A 22836-nucleotide genomic window follows, 5' to 3' on the forward strand; every position below is an offset into this window, starting at 1 on the left:
TGGCCCCTCTGGGGTGCTGGAATGGGCGCTTTGGCTGGCAGCGATGGGGTGTGGATGCGCGGCAGGTGCGGTTTCGGGTTCCGCTCGCCCGTCCGGCCCGCATGGCCTCGGGGGCCCGCTGGTGCAGCGCGATTCTTGCGGTCGCTGCCAGTCAAGTGGCCCCTCTGGGGTGCTGGATTGGGCGCTTTGGCTGGCAGCGATCAAAAAGCAGCGCGGGGAGGGGCACTTCGACTGGCAGCGGTGGGGTTCGGTGGGGTGCGCAGGGGCTCGCGGCGCGCACGCAGAAGGGCGGGGAGGTCCCAGCGCGTCTGCTGGAGGCTTCCCCGCCCGTCTGCCGTGGATGCTGGCGGCTAGTGGGCCGCGTCGCCGTCCTTCGCCTGCTCGTCCGCGGCGAGGGTGCCGAGGTAGAGGGCGATGACCTTCGGGTCGTTGAGCAGCTCGCGGCCGGTTCCCGTGTACGCGTCCTTGCCCTGGTCGAGCACGTAGGCGCGGTCGCAGATCTGCAGGCAGCGGCGCGCGTTCTGCTCGACCATGATGACCGAGACGCCAGCGCGGTTGATCTGGCGCACGCGCAGGAACGTCTCGTCCTGGCGCACTGGTGAGAGGCCCGCGGAGGGCTCGTCGAGCAGCAGCACCGACGGGTCCATCATGAGGGCGCGGGCCATGGCCACCATCTGGCGCTCACCGCCCGAGAGCGAGCTCGCGCGCTGCTTGCGACGCTTCCCCAGCTCGGGGAAGAGGTCGGCGACGAACTCGAAGCGCTCGTTGAAGACCTTGGGCCGCAGGAAGAGCCCCATCTCGAGGTTCTCCTCGATGGTGAGCGACGGGAAGACGTTGTTGTTCTGCGGCACGAGGCCGACGCCCTTGGCGACGAGCTTGTCGGCGCGCAGGCCGGTGATGTCCTCGCCCTTCAGCATGACGCTGCCGCCGCGGATCTTGATCTGCCCGAAGATGGCCTTGAGCACCGTCGACTTGCCGGCTCCGTTGGGGCCGATGATGCCGATGAGCTCACCGGGGTAGGCGTCGATCGAGCATCCGTTGAGGATGTTCACGCCGGGCAGGTAACCGCCGACGAGGTCGATGGTGGACAGCACTGCGTCGCCTCGCGGCGCGGTCGATGCCGGTGCAGCGGATGCGGTGGGCTGCGTCTCGCTCATTTGCTGTCACTCTCCTTGGTCTCGGCCTTGGTCTCGGCGATCTCCTCGGCGATCGAGGTCGTCCCGAGCACCTCGGCCTCGTACTCGGCGGCCGCCTCGACGCCTTGTTCCTCGGCGATGCGCTCGACTTCCAGTTCCTTGATGTCGAGGTCGCCGAGGTCCTGGTCGTGGTGCGCGCCGAGGTACGCGTCGATGACGGCCTGGTCCTTCATGACCGTCTCGGGTGGGCCCTCTGCGACGATCTGGCCCTCGGCCATGACGACGACCCAGTCGGAGATGTTGGTGACCATGTGCATGTCGTGCTCGACGAACAGCACCGTGGTGCCGTCGTTCTTGAGCTCCTTGACGTGGCCGAGCAGCGACTGCACGAGCGCCGGGTTGACGCCGGCCATGGGCTCGTCGAGCATGATGAGCTTGGGGCTGCTCATGAGCGCGCGGGCCATCTCGAGCAGCTTGCGCTGTCCGCCCGAGAGGGACGCCGCGTAGTCTTCGCGCTTCGCGTCGAGCTTGAAGCGAGCAAGGAGCTCGTCTGCCTTCGCCGTGATCTCGGTCTCGCGCTCGCGCCACAGCGGCTTGAAGAGCGCGCGCAGCATGCCCTCGCCGCCCTGCTGGTCGGCGCCGAGCAGCATGTTGTCGAGCACCGTCATGCGGCCGAGCGACTTCGTGAGCTGGAAGGTGCGGACCATGCCGGAGCGCGCCACCTTGAAGGCTGGCACGTTCGCGAGCGAGGTGCCGTCGAACGACCAGGTGCCTGTGTTCGGCTTGTCGAAGCCCGTCAGCAGGTTGAACATGGTCGTCTTGCCGGCGCCGTTCGGACCGATGAGCGCGGTGATCTTGCCGCGCGGGATCTCTAGGTGCTGCACATCCACTGCCGTGTTGCCGCCGAACTGGCGGGTGACGCCGTCGGCGATGACGATCGGGTCGACCTTCTTGCAGCCGGGTCCGACCTTGCCGTCGACGAACTCGTGGGTGGGGAGGATGCCCGCTGGTGGGCTCGTCTGCTCAGGCACTGAAGCTCAGCTCCTTCTTGTTTCCGAAGATGCCCTGGGGTCTGAAGACCACCAGCAGCATGAGCGCGATTCCGACGATGATGAAGCGGAGCTGGGCGCCCTGCGTCATGGAGAGGAAGGTGATCGCCCCGGATTCGATGAGTCCGTTGATCACGCCCTGCGTGAGGGAGAGGACCACCCAGAAGATCATGGCGCCCACGATGGGGCCGAAGATCGTCGCGGCTCCACCGAGGAGCATGATCGTCCAGATGAAGAACGTGAGGCCCGTCGTGTAGTTGGCGGGCTGCACGGCTCTCGGCAGGATGAAGATGATGCCGGCCAGCGAGCCGAGGAGACCTCCCGTGATGAGGGCCTGCATCTTGTAGGCGAAGACGTTCTTGCCGAGGCTGCGCACGGCGTCCTCGTCCTCGCGGATGCCGCGGACCACGCGACCCCACGGGCTGCGCATGAGGGCCCAGACGAGGAGCGTCGCGAGGAGGACGATGCCCCAGCCGACGATGCGAGTCCACCAGTCGTACGCGTTGTACGTGAAGGGACCGAAGCCGTAGGTGCCGTCCGGGATCGGGTTGATCGCCGCGAAGGTGCCCTTGAAGCCGTTGAGGCCGTTGGCGGCACCCGTGACCGAGGTGAGGCCCGTCGTCGTCACGATGTACCGGAGGATCTCGGCGGAGGCGATCGTCACGATGGCCAGGTAGTCAGCTCGCAGCCGCAGTGTCGGGACACCCAGGATGAACGAGAAGATCACCGAGACCACGATGACGCACAGCACGGCGGCCCAGAGCGGCCAGCCGAGGCTGATCGTCGGGATCGCGAACGCGTACGCGCCGATCAGCATGTACGCGGCCTGACCGAAGTTGAGGAGGCCGGTGTAGCCGAAGTGGATTCCGAGGCCGATCGCGGCGAGCGCGTAGGCAGCGGTGGTGGGGCTGAGGAGCTCGCCGACGGCGTTGCTCAGGATGTTTGACCAGTCCATGTTCGTCTCCTAGCCGACTCGCTCGCGGCGGCCGAGAATGCCCTGGGGCCTGACGAGCAGGACCAGGATGAGGATGAGGAGCGCCGCCGCGTACTTGAGGTCGGCGGGGATGAAGAGGGTCGAGAGCTCGACGAAGATGCCGACGACGAGCGATCCGACGAGCGCGCCGTACGCGGAGCCGAGGCCACCGAGGGTGACGGCGGCGAACATCAGCAGCAGCACCTGGAAGCCCATGTCCCACGACGACTGGCGGTACAGGGCGAGCATGACGCCGGCGAGGGCGGCGAGGCCACCTGCCGTGGTCCAGACGATGCGGATGATGCGGTCGACGTTGATACCGGATGCGCTCGCGAGCGACGGGTTGTCGGAGACGGCTCTGGTTGCCTTGCCGACCCTGGTGCGGGTCAGGAACAGGGCGACGAGCAGGAGGGTGACGATCGAGATGCCCATGCTCAGCAGCGAGCCTGTCGTGATGCGCACGGGGCCGAACTCGACGGCCCCGCTGAGACCCACGGAGCTCATCGGGAGGATCGCTCCGCCGAAGAACAGCTGGTAGATGTAGCGCAGCGCGAGGCCGAGGCCGATGCTCACGATCATGGCGGGCACGAGGCGCACGCCGCGCTTGCGCAGTGGCTTCCAGAGCGTCGCATCCTGAACCCAGCCGAAGGCCGCGCCGAGGAGGACGACGATGATCATCGCCACGAAGATGTTGAGCCCCATGGAGACGGAGAAGAGCCAGGCCATGAGGCCACCGAACGTGACCAGCTCGCCGTGCGAGAAGTTGTTCAGCCCGGTCGTGCCGAAGATCAGCGTGATGCCGATCGCGCCGAGCGCGATGAGCAGGCCGAAGTTGAGCCCCGCGACGAGGCGCTCGATGAGCTGCGAGCCGAAGTTGCTGCTCTGCCTCGTGTCCTCGCCGAGCGCGAAGAGGCGACCGACGTTGGTCGTCGACCACTCGTCCTCCGTGACCTCGGCCGTCGCCCCGTCTTCGTTGCGGAGGTCCACGCCGTCCGGCAGCGTCTCCGTGTCGAGCGTCACCGTGTAGTTGCCGGGGCCGGGGACGGGGACGCGCCAGCGTCCGTCCTCACCCGACTCCACCGTCTCGGTGTAGCCGTCGCCTTCGACGGTGAGCGAGACGCCCTCGACGGGTTCGCTCTCGAAGTTGAGGATGCCGCTGATCGAGTACGCCGACTCCTCCGGGGGCTCGGACTCCGCGTTTGCGGGTCCGGCCATCGAGAAGACGCCGAGGAACGCGAAGAGCGACATCGCGAGGGCCGCGAGCATTCGGTGCGTTTGGGTGAGCCGGGAACGCCCGGCGGTCGCTGAGCGCGATCCGGCTGGCGGAAGCGGACTGAGGAGAAGGGGCACGGAGTACCTCCAGTGCGAGTCGGGCTGGGCACGACGACTGAACGAGATTCTGGAACTGCTATTGCTGCAAGCGAGGATTCGCCACTCTGCGAATCTACGGATGATTTGTATCGGCAATGTTTCTTTGCCGCTACACACGATAGCGGTGCGGGAGTGCCGCTGTGCGCCGTGAGGCGCCCGAACGCGCAATTTTGTTCTACGTCACCACAAATGTGGTGGCTCAGCGGTTCACAGACTGCGGATGGTGCCAAGATCCTCGGTTCGGGAAGAACGTGGTCGCCTTCGGCGTGTCACCGACCGGATGGTGCCCCGCTGCCGGTGGTCGCGTGCGCGAGAGCATGCCGAGCGCAGAAGATCGGCAGCTCGCCGCAGCGCTCGCAGGCGACGAAGCGCTCGCGGCACGAGGCGTCGCTGCAGTTCTGCGTGCGGTGCGTGGGCGCCGCGCACTCTCGGCAGCGCCCGAGCATCTCGGTGTTCGGCCCGAACTCGAGGTGCTCGCGCGCGTCGAAGACGGCGAGCGATCCCTTCCAGAGGCCTTCGTCGCGGAACTGCTCGGCGTAGCGGACGATGCCGCCGTCGAGCTGGTACACCTCGCTGAAGCCGCGCTTCACCATGAGCGCGGAGAGCACCTCGCAGCGCACGCCTCCCGTGCAGTAGGTGACGACGGGCTTCGACTTCAGCTCGTCGTACTTGCCGGACTCGAGCTCGGCGATGAAGTCACGGGTTGTGCCCGTCTCTGGCACGACGGCGCCCTCGAAGCGGCCGATCTGGGCCTCGATGGCGTTGCGTCCGTCGAAGAAGACGACGTCGTCGCGCGACTCGACCAGTGCGTGGAGCTCGTCCGGGGCAAGGTGGGTGCCGCCGCCGACCACGCCGTGCTCGTCGACCTCCAGTTCCCCGGGCGCCCCGAAGCTCACGATCTCGTCCCGCACCTTGACGCTGAGGCGCGGGAAGTCGAGGCTCTGTCCGTTCTCATCGAGGCTGGTGCCCTCCGACCACTTGTAGTCGGCGTCCTTGAACGCCGCGTACTCGCGGGTGGTGCGAACGTACCGCTTGAGCGCGTTGAGCTCCCCGCCGAGGGTGCCGTTGATGCCGTCCTTCGAGATCAGGATGCGCCCGCGCAGCCCCAGCGACGCCGCGAGGTCTCGCTGCCAGAGGCGGATCGCCTCTGGATCGGCGAGGGGCGCGAAGGCGTAGTAGAGCACGATCTTGGGGACAGCCATGCGGTCGATTTTAGGTGAGCGGCGGGGCTTCGAGCGTCGAGGGGGCGCGGATGTCGGTGGGTCTGCGTACCCTTGCCGCATGCCAGATCGGGTCATGACGCTCTATCGGCCGGCGCTGCCGGTCGATGTCGTGCAGACCCTGTCGCCGCTCATGCGGGGCAGGCGCGACCCGACCTGCTGGATGCACCCGGTCTCGAGGGACGTGTGGCGCACGTCGCACGCGCTCGCGGGCGGGGCGACGACTGTCTTCCGGCAGGCGCGGGACGGGGTCCGCATCGTGTCGTGGGGCGAGGCCGCCGAGATCGCGGTCGACGAAGCCCCGGTCCTCCTTGGTCGCGATGACGACTGGAGCGAGCTGCGCCTCGAGGCGCTCCCCGAGCTGGCGGATGTGCGGCGTCGCAACGAGGGGCTCCGGCTCCCGAAGTCGGGGGCGGTGTTCGAGGCGCTCAGCGCCGCCATCATCGAGCAGAAGATCACGGGCCTCGAGGCGCATCGAGCGTGGGACATCCTGCACCGCGACTACGCGGGTGCCGCGCCCGGCCCGGCCGGCCTCGTGCCGCGCCACCTGCGGCTTCCGCTCACACCGGAGCAGTGGCGGCGCATCCCGAGCTGGGACTGGCATCGGGCGGGCGTCGATCACTCCCGGACGGGTACGGTCATCCGCTCCGCGACGGTCGCGTCGGCGCTGGAGCGCACGGCGAGCCTGCCAACAGGGTCGGAGGAGCCACTGCGCCGCCTCCGCTCGATCGTCGGCGTCGGCGTGTGGACGGCAAACGAGACCGTGCAGCGCTCGCACGGTGACCCGGACGCGCCGAGCTTCAGCGACTACCACATCCCCAACATGGTGGGGTGGGCGCTCGCGGGCTGCGACGTCGACGACGACGGCATGCGGGAGCTGCTCGAGCCGTGGCGGGGGCATCGCGAGCGCGTCGTGCGCCTTATCAAGCTGGCTGGCAACCCGCGCCCGAAGCACGGCGCGCGCATGACCGTGCAGGACCACCGCTTCCACTGACGGGGGTCGTTCGCCCACGGCTGACGCGGTTTTCAGCAAACTTTCTGGCACTCGGCCTGGTCGAGTGCTAATTTTCTGAGCAAGGAAGTTGACACCAGTCGACTCAAGTTCACCGCAGTCGCTCACGATCGTGAGGGTGCGTACAAGAAAGGGAAAACGACATGGCACGCGTCTTCGATCCGTTCCAGGAGATGGAACGACTTTTCCAGGGAGCACCGAACAGTCCGCGTTCGATGCCCATCGACCTCTACCGTGAGGCCGACCACTACATCCTCACCGCTGACCTGCCCGGCATCGACCCCAGCTCGATCGACGTCGACCTCGACGGCCAGCAGCTCACGATCCGCGCCGAGCGCAGCACCGTGAACGCCGAGGGTGCCAAGTGGCTCGTGCGTGAGCGCAACGGCGGCAGCTACCTGCGCCAGTTCACGCTCGGCCAGGGCCTCGACACCGAGCGCATCGCCGCGAGCTACGAGCACGGCGTGCTGACCGTGACGGTTCCCGTCAGCGAGCGCGCGAAGCCGCGCAAGATCGAGATCGAGACCGGCACGAAGGTCGAGACCATCCAGGCGTAGCCGACAGGCGACGCAGCAGAAGGGGGGCAGTGCGATCTCGCACTGCCCCCCTTCGCGATGTCTCAGACGGAACGCAGGCCCTTGCCTGACTTCTCGGAGTCCCGCGCGAGCTCCGCGGCCGCCGCGAACCGGGCTCGAAGCGCCGCATCAGGCGCCGGCTCCAGGTGGGCGATGGTCTCGACGGGCCAGTCGGGGCGGCTGCCGGTCGCGATCCAGGCGGCCTGGCGGGCTGCGCCGTCGGCGACGTACTCGCCGGGCGCGGGGATCTCGACGGGAACCTCGAAGAGGGTCGGGGCGACGGCGCGCACGCCCTCGCTCAGAGCGGCGCCGCCGATGAGCATGACGCGCTTTGCGTCGACGCCGAGCGCGCGGTGCGCATCGAGGGCCTGTGCGAGGCTGCCGAGCATGCCCTCGACCGCGGCGCGGGCGAGGTTCTCGCGTGTGAAGGATCCACGCGTCATGCCGAGCAGGGATGCTGTCGCGTCCGGCAGGTCAGGAGTGCGTTCGCCGTCGAGGTACGGCACGAACGCGAGCCCGCCGGAGCCCACGGGGGCGGACGCGGCCAGCCGACCGAACTCCGCGTGGTCCACGCCGAGCACGGTTGCGGTCGTGTCGATGACGCGCGCCGCGTTCAGCGTGGCGGACAGGGGAAGGAACTCGCCCGTCGCGTCGGCGAATCCCGCAAGACCGCCGTTCGGGTCGACAACCGGCCGCTCGGCGACCGAGAACACGGTGCCGGAGGTGCCGATGGAGACGACCACGTCGCCGGCGCGGGCGTTGAGACCGAGCGCGGCACCCGCGTTGTCACCGGCTCCCGCGGCGACGAGCACGCCAGCCGGGGTCTTGCCGGCGACCTCGGACGGGCCGAGCACGCGCGGGAGGATGACGTCGTGGCCGAGCGCCGCGACGAGCAGCTCGCGGTCGTAGTCGCCGGTGAACGGTGACCAGTAGCCGGTTCCGGAAGCGTCGGAGCGGTCGGTCGTGAGCTTCGTCAGGTCGGGGCCGAGGGGGCTCTCGTCGGCGGGGCCGTAGCCGAGGAGCCGCCACGTGAGCCAGTCGTGGGGGAGTGCGACGGCGGCGACACGCACGGCGTTCTGTGGCTCGGCATCCCGAAGCCAGCGGAGCTTCGTGATGGTGAAGGAGGCGACCGGCACGAGGCCTGTGCGCTCGACGAGCGTCTCCTGCCCGAACTCCGCGATGAGGTCACGGGCGGCAGCCGCGCTGCGCGTGTCGTTCCAGAGCAGCGCGTCGCGCACGACGTGGCCATCGGCGTCGAGCGCGACCATGCCGTGCTGCTGGCCGGCGACGGACAGCGCTGCGACGTCCTCGAGCCCGCCAGCCGCCGCGGTCGCGTCCTGGACGGCGGCCCACCAGTTCTCCGGGTCCACCTCCGTGCCGGGGGCGTGCGACGCGCGACCCTGGCGGATGAGCTCGCCCGTCACGGCGTCCCGGATGACGAGCTTGCAGCTCTGCGTACTCGAGTCGAAGCCGGCGACGAGCATGGTGGTCTGCTTTCTGTAGTGCTGGGGTGGGGTGCACGACAGAGCTGGGGCGGATGCATGCGCGTCGTTGGACGTGCGTGCATCCGCCACAGCTCTGTCAGGGGGACGGGGGAGTCCGTGGGGCGAGGGGCGGGACTAGCCGCGGGCGCCCATGAGGTGCTCGAGCGCGAGCTGCTGCAGGCGCACGAAGCCGAAGCCCTTGCCGTTGAAGTACGCGTTCGCGTCGAAGTCCTCGTATGCGGAGCGGTCGGCGAGGAAGTCGTCGTACGTCTCGCCCTCGCCGAGCGTGTTGGTGGAGAGCTCGTCGACGCGGGACGCCGCGAGAGCCTCCTGCACCTCGGGGTCGGCGCGGAATGCCGCCGCGCGCTCCTTGAGGAGCAGGTAGGTGCGCATGTTCGCCGCCGCCGACTCCCACACGCCCGTCTCGTCCTCGGTGCGCGAGGGCTTGTAGTCGAAGTGGCGCGGGCCCGTGTAGGTCTGGCCGCCGTTGGGGCCGCCGTTCTCGAGCAGGTCGACGAGCGCGAACGCGTTCTGCAGGTCGCCGTGACCGAACACGAGGTCCTGGTCGTACTTGATGCCGCGCTGGCCGTTGAGGTCGATGTGGAACAGCTTGCCCTGGTAGAGGGCCTGCGCGATGCCGGCGGCGAAGTTGAGGCCAGCCATCTGCTCGTGTCCGACTTCAGGGTTCACGCCGACGAGCTCTGGACGCTCGAGCGTCTCGATGAAGGCGAGGGCGTGGCCGACCGTGGGGAGGAGGATGTCGCCGCGGGGCTCGTTCGGCTTCGGCTCGATGGCGAAGCGGATGTTGTAGCCCTTGTCGGTGACGTAGTCGCCGAGCAGGTTGACGGCCTCGCGGTAGCGCTCGAGGGCCTGGCGGATGTCCTTCGCGGAGTCGTACTCGGCGCCCTCACGGCCGCCCCACATGACGAACGTCTCGGCGCCGAGCGAGGCGGCGAGGTCGAGGTTGCGGAGCACCTTGCGCAGCGCGAAGCGGCGCACATCGCGGTCGTTCGACGTGAAGCCGCCGTCCTTGAAGACGGGGGCGGAGAAGAGGTTCGTGGTGACCATGGGAACGACGAGGCCCGTCGCATCCAGGGCGCCGCGCAGGCGGGAGATCTGGGAGTCGCGCACCTCGTCGGTGGATCCGAACGGGAAGAGGTCGTCGTCGTGGAACGTGAGTCCGTAGGCGCCGGCCTCGGCGAGCTTCTCGACGACGTGCACGACGTCGAGGTCGGCGCGCGTCGGGCCGCCGAACGGGTCGGTGCCGTTGTAGCCGACGGTCCACAGACCGAACGAGAACTTGTCTGCGGGGGTGGGGGCTGGCGTGGACATGGTCCTCCTGGTTCGACGTTGAACAAAATTGTTGCCGTCGCCAACATATACGTTCGCGGCCGAGATCGCCACCCTCGGAGCGTCCCGAGGGTGTCTCGAGTGCGAGCCGGGCTCGGCGCGGGGCTAAGCTCGCGCAATGAACGACGCGCTACCCGCCTCATTCGAATCGTGGCCCGAGCTCGGTGAGACGCAGGGGGTCATCCTGCTCGAGCTCCTCCTCGGCGGTCCAAGGTCGCGTGCCCGGCTTGCCGAGGCGGCGGGCCTCTCGCGCACGAGCCTGACCCGCATCGCCAGGGACCTGATCGAGACGGGCCTGCTCGGCGAGGGGGAGCTGCAGCCCTCCGGCCACCGCGGGCGCCCCTCCGAGAGCCTGTTCCTGCGTCCGGAGCGTGCCCACTTCGTTGGCGTGAAGCTCACGGGTGAGGCCGCGTACGTCGTGATCACCGACCTCACGGCGCAGGTCGTCGCGAAGGTGTCTGCTCCGCTTCCGAATCGGTCGGTGGATGCGGTGGTCGCGCTCGTCGCCGGGCTGGTCGCGGACGTGTCCGTCGGCTTCCCGCTCGTCGCGGCGATCGGCATCGGCGTCGCGGGCGATGTCTCGAACGTGGGCGGCGTCGAGGTGCTGCACCGCTCGAACTTCCTCGGCTGGGACGGGATCGCGCTGTCTCGCCTGGTCGCGGAGGCCACGGGCCTGCCGACGTCCATGTCGAACGACGTGCACGCGCTCGCGGCCTCCCTCCACTGGTTCGGCGGCCTCGGAGCGCATCGATCGCTCGTCGTCTACGGCCTCGGCGCAGGCATCGGAAGCGGGCTCGTCGTCGCGAACGACGCGGCGCCTGGTGCCCACGGCCGTGCCGGTCGCATCGGCCACAGTCGGATGCCGGGCAGCGGTGTGACGTGTGCCAAGGGGCACCAGAACTGCATCCACAGCTTCGTGACCATGCCTGCTATCGAGGCCAACGCCGGCGTCGATCCTGGGCAGTACGAGCTTGCCCTGCAGCGCGCTCGGGCGGGTGACGAGCGGGCGCTCTCGGCCTTCCGCAGCGCGTCGTTCGCGCTCGGTGTCGCCGTCGCCGAATCCGTGAACACCGTCGATCCGGAGATCGTCGCGATCATGGGCGAGGGGCGCCACATGCTCGACCTCGCGCCGGATGATTTCGTCTCGGCCGCGACGGAGTACCTGGAGCAGGTCGACTTCTCGCAGGTCAGGATCGAGCGCCCTGACTTCCACTTCGACAGCTACGCGCAGGGTGCCGCCGTCGTGGCCATCCGGAGGCTGCTCACCTCGCGAACCTAATTTGTTTCACTGCTTGACAAAAACATTGCGGTGACTTCAAACTGGTGCCCGTCGGACCCAAAGGAAGTGTCCGTCACGTCAGTTCGAGGCACTCGGTTCGGAGGGCTGGCGTCAAATCGTCGGCCCCCGCCGACGCGTCTGCAGGAAGAACAAAGGAGTTCACTCATGCGAAAGAAATGGGCAGCCGCGGCCGTGATCGCGGTCAGCAGCCTGGCACTGGCTGGCTGCAGTCCAAGCGCTCCTGAAGGCGACGGAGTCCTGACGCTCTGGCACTTCGAGGCGGAGAACAGTGCGATGGGCATCGCCTGGGACGAGGCGATCAAGGTCTTCGAAGAGGAGACGGGTGCGACCGTCGAGTTCGAGGAGAAGAGCTTCGAGCAGATCCGCCAGACCGCAAGCCAGGTCCTCAACTCGGACCAGGCGCCGGACATTCTCGAGTACACGAAGGGCAATGCCACGGCCGGCCTCCTCGCCAGCCAGGGCCTGCTCACCCCCATCACCGAATCCGTCGAGGAATACGGCTGGGCAGACAAGCTCGCGCCCGCACTGCAGACCACTGCGCGCTACAGCGAAGACGGGGTCATGGGATCCGGCGAGTGGTACGGCGTGCCGAACTACGGCGAGTTCGTCACCGTCTACTACAACAAGGCGGCGTTCGCCGAGCAGGGCATCGAGGTGCCCACGACGATGGCCGAGTTCGAAGGCGCACTCAAGACCTTCGCGGATGCGGGCATCACGCCGCTCGCGCAGGCAGGCCTCGAGTACCCCCTCGGTCAGCTCTGGTACCAGTTCCTCCTGCAGGAATCCGACCGCGACTTCGTCAACGACTACCAGCTCTACGAAGGCGAAGTCGACTGGCAGAGCGACGCGATGAAGAACGCGACCGACAAGGTCGTCGAGTACGTCGATGCCGGCTACATCTCCCCGAACGCCTCCGGGCTCAAGGCCGAGGACGCGGGAGTCTCGTTCATCAACGGCGACGCACCCATCTTCGTGTCCGGCAGCTGGTGGTACGGGCGGTTCGCCGACGAGATCTCGGGCTTCGACTGGGGCATCGTACCGTTCCCCGAGACCGAGCTGAGCCTCGGCTCGGCCGGCAACATGTGGGTCGTGCCAGCGGCTGCCGGGGACCCCGACCTCGCCACGCAGTTCATCGAGATCACCATGCGCCCCGAGATCCAGGCGCTCATCGGCAACAACGGCGGCCTCCCCGTCGCCGCCAACGTCGACGACATCACCGACCCGAAGAGCCAGGAGCTCATCTCGGCCTTCAACGACATCAACGAGAAGGACGGGCTGGCGTTCTACCCGGACTGGCCGACCCCGACCTTCTACGACGAACTCGTCGCGCAGCTCCAGGAGCTCGTGAACAAGACGAAGACCTCGGATGAGGTCCTCGACAGCCTCGGCCAGTCGTACGACTCGTACGCGGTCGACTTCCGCGAGTAATCAGACGCGGGGCCGGACGCCATTCGTCGGCCGGCCCCGCCCACTCTGAAAGAGACCAACCATGGCTCAGCTGCCGCTTGCGAAAAAACCAGGGCGTCGCCCGCTCCCCGCCGATGTCAGCTCCTTCCCGGAGCGAGGCGCCTCCCGCTGGGGGTGGTGGCTCTACCTCGTCCCCGGGGCGCTCCTGCTCATCGTCGTCATCGTCGTTCCCCTCTTCTGGAACGTCTACCTCAGCTTCACGGAGTACCGGGGCATCCGGCCGCCCGAGTTCATCGGGCTCGAGAACTGGGTGAAGCTCTTCGGGGACTCCGCCTTCTGGGCGTCATTCCGGAACACCATCGCGATGATCATCGCCATGGTCGTGGTCCCAACTGCACTCGGCCTGCTGGTCGCCGTCGTGCTCTTCGACGTCATCGGCAAGAAGTTCGGTGGCCGCATCGCCAGTTTCCTGCGCGCCACCTACTACCTCCCGCAGATCCTGCCCATGGCCATCGCGGGCATCGTGATCGGGTGGATCCTGCGCCCGGAGAACGGCGCGCTCAACGTGATGCTCGAAGCGGTCGGCCTCGGTGGGCTCGCCAGCAACTGGCTCGGGAGTCCGGACACGGCGCTCCTGAGCATCATGCTCGTGCTCGTGTGGGTGCAGCTCGGCTACCCGATCGTCATCTTCATGGCCGCCCTGCAGCGCGTCGACCCCGAGCTGTACGAGGCGGCGGAACTCGATGGCGCGGGATGGTGGGACCGGTTCACGGCGATCACGCTCGGGCAGATCCGGCCCGAGGTGTTCGTCGTCACCCTCACCTGCACCATCGCGGCGCTGAAGGTCTTCGGCCCCATCTACGTGCTCACGCGCGGCGGCCCGGGCACCAGCACGCTCGTCCCCAGCTACTACGCGTACAGCGAGTTCTTCCAATCCCAGCAGGTCGGCTACGGGGCGACCATCGCCACAGCCCTCACCATCGTCATCGCGATCGTCGCGATCTTCTTCATCCGAGCGCAGACCTCGGTGGAGCGGAAGGAGCGTGCGGGACTATGACCGCAGACGCAGTGTCGAAGCAGCGCGCACCCAAGCGGCCGCGCTCCAAGTACCTCGCCCCGAACGGCAAGGACTGGATCGCGATCACCCTCACGGTGATCGGCGGGCTCATCATCCTCTTCCCGTTCATCCTCATCCTCCTGAACTCGTTCAAGTCCCCGAGCGACTACAGCGAGGGCGGCCCGCTCGCGTTCCCGTCGTCGCTGTACTTCGACGGCATCGTCGCGTTCTGGGAACGCACGAACTTCCCGCAGAAGCTGTGGAACTCGATCTGGATCTCCGGCACGGTCGCCGTCGCCGCCGTCCTCATCTCGTTCCTCAACGCCTACGCCATCGGGGTGGGCCGCGTGAGGGGGCGGATGTGGATCATCGTCGCGTTCCTCTTCGCGAACCTCCTGCCGCAGGAAGCGCTGCTCTACCCGCTCTACAACATGTTCAAGATGGTCGGCCTCTACGACAACCCGTGGAGCGTCGTGATCATCTTCACGGTCATCCAGAGCGCATTCGGCACCTACCTGCTCGCGTCGGTGCTCGGCACGTTCCCCAAGGAGATCCTCGAGGCCGCCGCGCTCGACGGCGCGAGTCGCTGGACGGTGCTGTGGCGCGTCGTGTTCCCGATCAGCATGCCGACCCTCAGCGTGCTCATCATCTTCTTCTTCATCTGGACCTGGAACGAGTTCCTGATCCCCCTCACCTTCCTGGTCAGCAACGCCTCCCAGACGGTCCCCGTCGCGGTCAGCGTGCTCCAGGGCGACCGAATGATGGACGTCACGACGACCAGTGCTTCCGCCCTGCTCGGCGTCATCCCGACGCTCATCTTCTTCCTCATCTTCCAGCGCACGTTGACGCGCGGCATCACCGCCGGCGCGGTCAAGTAAGGCGAAAGGCAACCATGAAATTCACCGACGGGTTCTGGCAGATCCGACCAGGCGTCGAGGTCCTCTACGCACAGGAGGTCTACGACCTCGAGCAGTCGTCCGACGGGCAGGGCCTGCAGATCACGGCCCCCACGAAGGTCATCGGCTCGCGCGGCGACACCCTCAACAGGCCGATCCTCACCGTCTCCATCCACTCGCCGCTCCCCGACGTGATCGGCGTCACCATCGAGCACCACCAGGGCGGCAAGCCCCCGCTGGGCTTCTCGCTGCCGGGTGCGACGAGCGGTCACGCGGAAGTCAGCGTGGGCGAGACGGAGGGCACGCTCACGAGCGGCAGCCTGACGCTGCGGGCTGCTCGCGGTGAGCCGTGGTCGCTCTCGTTCGAATCGGATGGGCGTGTGCTCACGAGCAGCGGGCACCGCTCAGTCGGGTACGCGGGCCTGCAGGCGGATGCGCAGGTCGACGCAGGAGTCGTCGGGTCGCCGCGGTCCGGCATGGCGCTGCCGCTCGCTGAGCACTATGTGCACGAGCAGCTGTCGCTCGAGGTGGGCGAGCTCATCTACGGGCTCGGCGAGCGCTTCGGGCCACTCGTCAAGAACGGCCAGAACGTCGAGGTCTGGAACGCCGACGGGGGCACGTCGAGCGAGCAGGCCTACAAGAACGTCCCCTTCTACCTCAGCGACCGGGGTTACGGGGTGCTCGTCGACAACGCGGGCCACGTCAGCTTCGAGGTGGGGTCCGAGGCGGTCGAGCGGGTGCAGTTCTCGGTGCCGGGCGAGCGCCTCACGTACTACGTCATCGGCGGGGGCTCGCCAGAGGCGGTGCTCGATCGCTACACGCAGCTGACGGGACGCCCCGCGAAGGTGCCAGCGTGGTCCTACGGGCTCTGGCTGTCGACGAGCTTCACGACCGACTACGAGGAGACGACGGTCACCGAGTTCATCGACGCGATGGCGGAGCGGGAGCTGCCGCTGAGCGTGTTCCACTTCGACTGCTTCTGGATGCGCGAGTTCAACTGGTCCGACTTCACGTGGGATGCGCGCACGTTCCCGGAGCCAGAGCGGATGCTCGCGAGGCTCCACGCGAAGGACCTGCGCGTGAGCGTGTGGATCAACCCGTACATCGGACAGCGCTCGCACCTGTTCGCGGAGGCGAAAGAGCTCGGCTACCTGGTGCGCAAACCCAACGGCGACGTCTGGCAATGGGACAAGTGGCAGGCAGGAATGGCACTGGTGGACTTCACGAACGCGGAGGCCACCGCCTGGTACCAGGGCAAGCTCCGCGCGCTCATCGACCAGGGCGTCGACTGCTTCAAGACCGACTTCGGCGAGCGCATCCCCGTCGACGTCGTCTACGCGGATGGCTCCGACCCCGTCGGCATGCACAACTTCTACACGCAGCGGTACAACGAGGCGGTGTTCGAAGTGCTCGAGGGTGCCAAGGGGGAGGGCGACGCGGTGCTGTTCGCGCGCTCGGCGACGGTGGGCGGTCAGCGCCTCCCGGTGCACTGGGGTGGGGACTCCACGTCGAGCTACGTGTCGATGGCGGAGACGCTGCGCGGCGGCCTCTCGCTCGCGCTCAGTGGATTCGGCTTCTGGAGCCACGACATCGGCGGCTTCGAGGGCACGCCTGACGCCGGCGTCTTCAAGCGCTGGGTCGCGTTCGGCCTGCTGTCGAGCCACTCGCGGCTCCACGGTTCGAGCTCGTACCGCGTGCCGTGGGTGTTCGACGAGGCCGAGGGGCTCGACGAGTCCGATCCGCAGAGCGCCGTCTCGGTGCTGCGGAAGTTCAGCCGGCTGAAGCTGCAGCTCATGCCCTACCTCTACGCGGCGGGCCTGGAGGCGCACGAGCGCGGCATCCCGATGCTCCGGCCCATGGTGCTCGCGTTCCCCGACGACCCGAGCTGCCGGTACCTCGACCGGCAGTACCTGCTCGGCGAGCACCTCCTCGTCGCCCCGGTCTTCTCGGCCGATGAGGACGTCGAGTTCTACCTTCCCGCCGGCCGCTGGACGTCCCTGCTCGACGGCACGACCGTGCAGGGAGGCACGTGGCGGCGCGAACGGCACGGCTTCGACAGCCTCCCGCTGTACGTGCGCGAGGGTGCGGTGATCGCGCGGCATGAGCGTTTCGACCGCCCAGACCACGACTACCTCGACGGCGTCGTCATCTCCGCGTACCCGGGGGCGGGCGCTGGATCCGCGGTGACGACCGTGACGACACCGGATGGGGCGAGCGCTGAGTTCGTCGTGAGCTGGGACGACGACTCGGTCAGTGCGACCGGACCGACCACGAGCACCTGGTCGCTGCAGCTCGGGGACACCCGGGTGGATGCCGACGGCGCAGCGGCTCGGATCGAACGATGAGCCGCGCTGGTGCGGACTTCCCTCCCGGGTTCCTCATCGGGGCGGCCACCGCGGCATTCCAGATCGAGGGCGCTGCTCGTGAGGATGGGCGTGGCCCGTCGATCTGGGACACCTTCAGCCACACGCCTGGCAAGACCTGGAACGGCGACACGGGCGACGTCGCGGCCGACCACTACCACCGCGTCGAGGCCGACCTGGAACTCATGGCGGAGCTGGGTCTCGAGGCCTACCGCTTCTCGATCTCCTGGCCGCGCGTGCAGCCGGGCGGATCAGGGCGGGTCGAGCCGCGAGGCCTCGCGTTCTACGACCGCCTCGTCGATGGGCTCCTCGAGCGGGGCATCAGACCCATCGCGACGCTGTACCACTGGGATCTGCCCCAGGAGCTCGAGGACGCCGGCGGCTGGGCGAACCGGGAGACGGCGTTCCGCTTCGAGGAGTACGCCCACGTGGCCGCGGCGCACCTCGGCGACCGGGTGCACACGTGGACGACCCTCAACGAACCCTGGTGCTCCGCCTACCTCGGCTACGGATCTGGCGCTCACGCGCCTGGCCGGACCGACGGCGCTGACGCGCTCGCGGCGGTCCACCATCTCAACCTGGCCCACGGGCTCGCGGTGTCGGCCATCCGTGGCGCAGCCAGCAACGCCCCCGACGTCTCGGCGACCCTGAACTTCCACGTGACGCGAGGGGATGACCCCGACGCGAAGCGACGCGTGGATGCGCTCGCCAACCGCGCGTTCACGTCTCCCATGCTCCTAGGGAGATACGACGAGGACTTCCTGCGGGACACGGCCTCGGTCTCGGACTGGTCGTTCGTCGAGCCGGGGGACCTCGAGCGCATCCACCAGCCGCTCGACTTCCTCGGCGTGAACTACTACTCCACCGTCACCGTGCGCACCTGGGACGGCGTGAGCGAGCGGGTCAAGAACGACGGCCACAAGGATATGGGCGGATCCCCGTGGCCAGGAAGCCCGGACATCGACTTCCTGCCGCAGGCCGGCCCGTACACGGACATGGGCTGGAACATCGCGCCGGACGGGCTCGAGGAGCTGCTCGTCTCGCTCTCCGAGCAGTTCCCGGACCTGACCCTCATGATCACGGAGAACGGCGCAGCCTTCGCCGACGTCGTGACGGTCGACGGAGATCGGCAGGTCGTCGACGACCCGGAGCGCATCGACTACCTGCGGCGTCACTTCGCCGCCGCGCGTCGCGCCATGGATCGCGGCGTCGACCTCCGCGGGTACCTCGTCTGGTCGCTCATGGACAACTTCGAGTGGGGGTACGGGTACTCGAAGCGATTCGGCGTGGTCCACATCGACTACGAGACGCAGCGGCGCACCGTGAAGAACAGCGGCCTGTGGCTGTCTGATCTCATCCGCAACCGGCAAATTTCGGGGGTAGGCCGCGAATAAGTTGGAGGAGACAACCAAGGCGTTTGACAGGCAGCATCCGCAGGACGGCAGGCTAGGCCCCGAATACAAGGTGGCCGTACGTCGCAGTTCGGTCACGAATCTCTCCGAAGAGGTCGCGCGCAAGCCCAAGTAGGTATATGTTTGGCGCGACAACTTAGGGCAAGACATTTCAGAGAGGAAATGACCTTCATGTCAGCAACGAAGAAGTTGCTCGGTCTCGCAGTCGTTGGAGGCCTCGCACTCGGCCTCACCGCCTGCGACGCGCCAGCAGACCCAGCAGCAACCGGCGAAGCAGGAGCAGCAGTCGAGGTCGAGAGCGTCGGCATCTCGATGCCGACCCGCGAGCTCGAGCGTTGGATCAACGACGGCGCGCAGCTCCAGAGCAAGCTCGACGAGGCCGGCTTCACCACCGACCTCCAGTACGCCGAGAACGACCCGGACACGCAGATCTCGCAGATCCAGAACCAGATCGCGTCCGGAGTCAACGTGCTCGTCGTCGCCGCCATCGACGGCTCGGTGCTCGCACCGGTGCTGCAGGACGCGGCTGACGAAGGCGTCACGATCATCGCCTACGACCGCCTCATCAACGACACCGAGAACGTCGACTACTACGCGACGTTCGACAACTACGCGGTCGGCAAGCTGCAGGGCGAGTACATCGTCGACACGCTCGACCTCGAGAACCAGCCGGGCCCGTTCTACCTCGAGCCCTTCGCCGGCAGCCCCGACGACAACAACGCCAAGTTCTTCTTCTCCGGCGCATGGGATGTCCTCAAGCCGTACATCGACGAGGGCAAGCTCGAGGTCGCCTCGGGCAAGGCACCCGCATCGAACGACGACTGGGCCTCCGTCGGCATCCAGGGCTGGGAGAGCGCTGGCGCTCAGGACGAGATGGAGAACCGTCTCGCCTCGAACTACAGCGACAAGAAGGTCGACGTCGTCCTCTCGCCGAACGACAGCCTCGCCCAGGGCATCTCGGAGGCGCTCGTCTCCGCCGGCTACACGCCGGGCTCCGAGTGGCCGATCCTCACGGGCCAGGACGCTGACAAGGCGTCCGTCGTGAACATCCTCGCCGACAAGCAGTCCATGACGGTCTGGAAGGACACCCGCCTCCTCGGCGACCAGGTCTTCGCCATGATCGAGTCCCTCAAGGCCGGCACCGAGGTCGACGTCAACGACACCGAGAGCTACGACAACGGCGTCAAGGTCGTCCCCTCGTACCTCCTCGACCCCGAGGTCGTCACGAAGGACAGCGTGCAGGAGAAGCTCATCGACAGCGGCTTCCTCAAGGCATCGGACGTCGGACTCTAACGAGTCACCGACACACACACGGAACGCGCTCGGGCTGGCTGTGCCCCCACACCAGCCCGAGCGCGCTTCCGTGACAGCTCGCGCCTGAACGCGCAGAGCAACACCGAGCGTTGCAGCTCGGAAAGCGAGACGGAGCAATGGTGCAAGACGACAAGATCCTGAAGATGTCGAACATCGTGAAGGAATTCAGCGGTGTGCGGGCCCTCTCGGGCGTCAACATCGAAGTCCAGCGCGGCGAGGTGCACGGCATCTGCGGCGAGAACGGCGCTGGCAAGTCGACGCTCATGAAGGTCCTGAGCGGCGTCTACCCCCACGGCACCTTCGAGGGGACCATCGAGTTCGATGGCCGCGAGGTGCGGTACAAGAACATCAACGACAGCGAGCACGACGGCATCGTCATCATCCACCAGGAGCTCGCCCTCAGCCCCTACCTGTCGATCGCGGAGAACATCTTCCTCGGCAACGAGGTGCAGCGCTTCGGCATCATCGACTGGGACGAGACCAACCGCCGCGCGGCAGAGCTGCTGAAGCGGGTCGGCCTCAACGAGAACCCCGCCACCGTGATCCGCGAGATCGGCGTCGGCAAGCAGCAGCTCGTGGAGATCGCCAAGGCGCTCTCCAAGGACGTGAAGCTCCTCATCCTCGACGAGCCAACCGCCGCCCTCAACGACGAAGACTCCGCCCACCTGCTCGGCCTCATCGAGCAGCTGCGCGAGCAGGGCATCACCTCGATCATCATCTCCCACAAGCTCAAGGAGATCCGACGCATCGCAGACCGCGTCACGATCATCCGCGACGGAGCCACCATCGACTCCATCGACATGAGCGAAGAGGACGCGACCGAGGGGCGGATCATCCGCGCCATGGTCGGCCGAGAGCTCAGCTCCATGTTCCCGCCCCGCGACGCGGTCATCGGGGAGGAGAAGCTGCGCGTCGAGAACTGGACCGTGCACCACCCCGCCGACCCGAGCCGCAAGGTGGTCGACGACATCTCCTTCCACGTGCGCGCCGGCGAGATCATCGGCTTCGCGGGCCTCATGGGTGCGGGCCGCACGGAGCTCGCGATGAGCATCTTCGGCCGCAGCTACGGCACCAACATCTCCGGTGAGGTGTACAAGTCGGGCCAGCTGATCTCGACGAAGACGATCGACGAGTCCATCAAGAACGGCCTCGCCTACACCACGGAGGACCGCAAGCACCTCGGCCTCAACCTCATCGGCGACATCCAGGCGAACATCTCCGCCGCCGCCGCCAAGAAGGTCGCCCGCTGGGGCGTCGTCGACGGCATCAAGGAGAACGGCGTCGCCGAGGGCTACCGCAAGTCCATGAACATCAAGACGGCAAGCGTCGCGACGCTCACGGGCAAGCTCTCCGGAGGAAACCAGCAGAAGGTCGTGCTCAGCAAATGGCTGCAGACCGACCCGGACGTGCTGTTCCTCGACGAACCCACGCGCGGCATCGACGTCGGCGCCAAGTACGAGATCTACGGACTCATCAACAAGCTCGTCGAACAGGGCAGAGCCGTCGTCGTCATCTCCTCCGAGCTCCCCGAGCTGCTCGGTCTCGCCGACCGCATCTACACGATCTCCGAAGGCCGCCTCACCGGCGAAGTCACCAAGGAGAACGCAACCCAGGAACTCCTCATGCAGTACATGACCGCTGGAAAGGACGAGTCGTGACCACCACGAACACCGAGGCCGCGAGCGAAGCAGGCACCCGCAAAGTCAGGATGTCCGTCGACGTCCGCCAATACGGGATCCTCGGCGCACTCGCCGTCATCATCATCCTGTTCCAGATCCTCACCGGCGGAAAGCTGCTGCTCCCCGCCAACATCAACAACCTCATCCAGCAGAACGCGTACGTGCTGATCCTCGCGGTCGGCATGATCATCGTCATCATCGCCGGCCACATCGACCTGTCAGTGGGATCGGTGGTCGCCGTCGTCGGCGCCATCACGGCCATCGCCATCACCCAATGGGGCCTGCCGTGGTTCGCGGCCGTGCTCATCGGCCTCGCAGCCGGGGCGGTGATCGGCGTCTGGCAGGGATTCTGGATCGCCTACGTGGGCATACCCGCGTTCATCGTGACGCTCGCCGGCATGCTCCTCTTCCGAGGCCTCACGCTCGTGCTCCTCACCGGCGGCACCATCAACGCCCTCCCCGACGAGTTCGTCGCCATCGGCAAGGGCTCGCTGCCCCAGTCCATGGGCACCATGCTCGGCGGACACGACGTCGTCACCATGCTCATCGCGCTCGTCGTCGTCGCAGCCGTCATCGGAAGCCAGCTGCGCACCCGCGCCCGCCGCAAGAAGCTCGACCTCCCCGTCGAGCCGGGGGCCGCCCTCATCGCGAAGCTCGCGATCGTCGCGGTCGCCGTCCTCGCCTTCGCGTGGCTCCTCTCCGCACACAAGGGCCTGCCGATCATCCTGATCATCCTGGCCGTGCTGATCATGCTCTACACGTTCATCCTCCAGCGCACCGTCTTCGGCCGGAACGTCTACGCCATGGGTGGCAACCTCTTCGCGGCCAAGATGAGCGGTGTGCGCACCGAGCGCGTCAACTTCCTCATCTTCGTCAACATGGGTGTGCTCGCTGCCCTCGCCGGCATCGTCACGACCGCCCGCGCAGGAGGCGCCGTCGCCTCCGCCGGAAACACGTACGAGCTCGACGCCATCGCCGCTGCCTTCATCGGCGGCGCGGCCGTGACCGGTGGAGTTGGTACGGTTATCGGCGCAGTCATCGGCGCGATGATCATGGGTGTCCTCAACATGGGACTCTCGATCCTCTCCGTCGACTCGGCGTGGCAGTCGGTCATCAAGGGCCTCGTGCTGCTGCTCGCAGTCGCCATCGACGTCCTCGGCAAGCGCCGGGGCGGACGCAGCTGATCAGTGCTCCGCCGCCCGCGCCCACCCGGCGCTGGCGGCGGAGCGGCTCGGCCG

18 protein-coding genes are annotated in these 22836 nt (G+C 67.4%); 11 read left to right on the top strand and 7 right to left on the bottom strand.

Going from position 1 to position 22836, the window contains the following annotated elements; all coding sequences use genetic code 11:
- Nucleotides 1-350: 350 nt before the first annotated feature.
- The 5 genes from C5B97_RS03955 to C5B97_RS03975 all read right to left on the bottom strand — a co-directional run bounded on the left by C5B97_RS03955 (nucleotide 351) and on the right by C5B97_RS03975 (nucleotide 5731).
- Nucleotides 351-1157: an ABC transporter ATP-binding protein gene (locus C5B97_RS03955; protein ID WP_104310839.1), complete on the bottom strand. Its 807-nt coding sequence runs from the start codon at nucleotides 1155-1157 to the stop codon at nucleotides 351-353.
- Nucleotides 1154-2137 (bottom strand): ABC transporter ATP-binding protein, encoded by a 984-nt coding sequence (locus tag C5B97_RS03960; protein ID WP_104310967.1) that lies wholly within the window; start codon nucleotides 2135-2137, stop codon nucleotides 1154-1156. Before C5B97_RS03960 ends, C5B97_RS03955 begins: the two co-directional genes overlap by 4 nt.
- A gap of 22 nt (nucleotides 2138-2159) precedes the next feature.
- Nucleotides 2160-3140 carry a branched-chain amino acid ABC transporter permease gene (locus C5B97_RS03965; RefSeq protein WP_104254485.1) on the bottom strand — a complete coding sequence of 327 codons (981 nt, stop codon included), beginning with the start codon at nucleotides 3138-3140 and terminating at the stop codon, nucleotides 2160-2162.
- Between the two features lie 9 nt (nucleotides 3141-3149).
- On the bottom strand, nucleotides 3150-4424 hold the full coding sequence (locus tag C5B97_RS03970; RefSeq protein ID WP_104310840.1) for a branched-chain amino acid ABC transporter permease: 1275 nt from the start codon (nucleotides 4422-4424) through the stop codon (nucleotides 3150-3152).
- A gap of 374 nt (nucleotides 4425-4798) precedes the next feature.
- A complete protein-coding gene (locus C5B97_RS03975; RefSeq protein ID WP_104310841.1) occupies nucleotides 4799-5731 on the bottom strand; it encodes a rhodanese-related sulfurtransferase in 933 nt (310 codons plus the stop codon).
- Nucleotides 5732-5810: 79 nt separating this feature from the next.
- Here C5B97_RS03975 and C5B97_RS03980 point away from each other — a divergent pair, with 79 nt between their 5' ends.
- Both C5B97_RS03980 and C5B97_RS03985 read left to right on the top strand, forming a co-directional pair.
- Nucleotides 5811-6743: a DNA-3-methyladenine glycosylase gene (locus C5B97_RS03980; RefSeq protein WP_104310842.1), complete on the top strand. Its 933-nt coding sequence runs from the start codon at nucleotides 5811-5813 to the stop codon at nucleotides 6741-6743.
- Nucleotides 6744-6904: 161 nt separating this feature from the next.
- Entirely contained in the window at nucleotides 6905-7318 is a 414-nt protein-coding gene (locus tag C5B97_RS03985) for an Hsp20/alpha crystallin family protein (protein ID WP_104254489.1), read from the top strand.
- Between the two features lie 62 nt (nucleotides 7319-7380).
- Here C5B97_RS03985 and C5B97_RS03990 read toward each other — a convergent pair whose 3' ends face one another.
- Nucleotides 7381-8820: a xylulokinase gene (locus C5B97_RS03990; RefSeq protein WP_104310843.1), complete on the bottom strand. Its 1440-nt coding sequence runs from the start codon at nucleotides 8818-8820 to the stop codon at nucleotides 7381-7383.
- Between the two features lie 135 nt (nucleotides 8821-8955).
- Nucleotides 8956-10152, bottom strand: coding sequence for a xylose isomerase (xylA, locus tag C5B97_RS03995; protein ID WP_104310844.1), 1197 nt, complete (start codon nucleotides 10150-10152; stop codon nucleotides 8956-8958).
- A gap of 136 nt (nucleotides 10153-10288) precedes the next feature.
- Here xylA and C5B97_RS04000 point away from each other — a divergent pair, with 136 nt between their 5' ends.
- The 9 genes from C5B97_RS04000 (at nucleotide 10289) to mmsB (ending at nucleotide 22782) form a co-directional block, all read left to right on the top strand.
- Nucleotides 10289-11449 carry an ROK family transcriptional regulator gene (locus tag C5B97_RS04000; protein WP_104310845.1) on the top strand — a complete coding sequence of 387 codons (1161 nt, stop codon included), beginning with the start codon at nucleotides 10289-10291 and terminating at the stop codon, nucleotides 11447-11449.
- Between the two features lie 165 nt (nucleotides 11450-11614).
- A complete protein-coding gene (locus tag C5B97_RS04005) occupies nucleotides 11615-12898 on the top strand; it encodes an ABC transporter substrate-binding protein (RefSeq protein ID WP_104310846.1) in 1284 nt (427 codons plus the stop codon).
- 70 nt (nucleotides 12899-12968) lie between these two features.
- On the top strand, nucleotides 12969-13934 hold the full coding sequence (locus C5B97_RS04010) for a carbohydrate ABC transporter permease (protein WP_258067954.1): 966 nt from the start codon (nucleotides 12969-12971) through the stop codon (nucleotides 13932-13934).
- Complete coding sequence (locus C5B97_RS04015) at nucleotides 13931-14812, top strand: carbohydrate ABC transporter permease (RefSeq protein ID WP_104254495.1); 882 nt, start codon at nucleotides 13931-13933, stop codon at nucleotides 14810-14812. Before C5B97_RS04010 ends, C5B97_RS04015 begins: the two co-directional genes overlap by 4 nt.
- A 14-nt stretch (nucleotides 14813-14826) precedes the next feature.
- Entirely contained in the window at nucleotides 14827-17175 is a 2349-nt protein-coding gene (gene yicI / locus C5B97_RS04020; RefSeq protein ID WP_104310848.1) for an alpha-xylosidase, read from the top strand.
- Nucleotides 17172-18587 (top strand): GH1 family beta-glucosidase, encoded by a 1416-nt coding sequence (locus tag C5B97_RS04025; protein WP_104310849.1) that lies wholly within the window; start codon nucleotides 17172-17174, stop codon nucleotides 18585-18587. The genes yicI and C5B97_RS04025 overlap by 4 nt, the downstream gene beginning before the upstream one ends.
- Before the next feature lie 189 nt (nucleotides 18588-18776).
- On the top strand, nucleotides 18777-19898 hold the full coding sequence (gene chvE, locus C5B97_RS04030) for a multiple monosaccharide ABC transporter substrate-binding protein (RefSeq protein WP_104310850.1): 1122 nt from the start codon (nucleotides 18777-18779) through the stop codon (nucleotides 19896-19898).
- Nucleotides 19899-20035: 137 nt separating this feature from the next.
- Complete coding sequence (gene mmsA / locus C5B97_RS04035) at nucleotides 20036-21577, top strand: multiple monosaccharide ABC transporter ATP-binding protein (protein WP_104310851.1); 1542 nt, start codon at nucleotides 20036-20038, stop codon at nucleotides 21575-21577.
- A 50-nt stretch (nucleotides 21578-21627) separates the two neighbouring features.
- Nucleotides 21628-22782 carry a multiple monosaccharide ABC transporter permease gene (gene mmsB, locus C5B97_RS04040; protein ID WP_104310968.1) on the top strand — a complete coding sequence of 385 codons (1155 nt, stop codon included), beginning with the start codon at nucleotides 21628-21630 and terminating at the stop codon, nucleotides 22780-22782.
- The last annotated feature ends 54 nt before the right edge of the window (nucleotides 22783-22836 follow it).

This window comes from Pseudoclavibacter sp. RFBB5 (assembly GCF_002931555.1).
Taxonomy (GTDB): Bacteria; Actinomycetota; Actinomycetes; order Actinomycetales; family Microbacteriaceae; genus Pseudoclavibacter.